Source organism: Piscinibacter defluvii (assembly GCF_004011805.1).
GTDB lineage: Bacteria > Pseudomonadota > Gammaproteobacteria > Burkholderiales > Burkholderiaceae_C > Piscinibacter > Piscinibacter defluvii.
Window position 1 is genome coordinate 1 of sequence record NZ_RCHJ01000141.1, and the last position, 552, is coordinate 552.

Here is a 552-nt window from a genome sequence, read left to right on the forward strand (position 1 = left end):
CGGAGCTGGCCATCTCGGGGGCGGGCTTGATGGCCTCCGGGGGCAGCTCGAGCACGTCGGAGACGGAGTCGACGACGGCGCCGACGACGCGGTTGCGCACGTTCAGCACGATGACGACGGTGAAGGTGTTGTACTCGGCGCTGGGGCAGCCGAGCTTCATGCGCAGGTCGACGACGGGGACGATGACGCCGCGCAGGTTGACCACGCCCTTGACGAAGGCGGGGGCGTTGGCGATGCGGGTGGGCTGTTCGTAGGAGCGGATCTCCTGCACGCGCAGGATGTCGATGCCGTACTCCTCGTCGCCGAGGCGGAAGGTGAGGAACTCGCCGCCGGCGTGGCTGTGGGAGCGGGCGGCCTCGTGGCGGGCCACGTGCTGGGCGTCGGTGATCATGTCCATGGAAGGTCTCCGGGGTGTCGTCGTGAAAACCGGGGTCAGGCGCCGGCCGGCTCGAGACGGAAGCGGCCCACCAGCTGCGCCAGGCGTGCGGCCTGGTCCTTGAGGCTCTCGGCGGCGGCGGCGGACTGCTCGACGAGGGCGGCGTTCTGCTGGGT

At 70.7% G+C, this 552-nt stretch carries 1 protein-coding gene; it reads right to left on the reverse strand.

Annotated elements, in window-relative coordinates; all coding sequences use genetic code 11:
* The coding region (locus tag D9C15_RS33270) for a chemotaxis protein CheW (RefSeq protein ID WP_128003730.1) at window positions 1-397 on the reverse strand (397 nt) is incomplete at its 3' end.
* Window positions 398-552 lie beyond the last annotated feature (155 nt).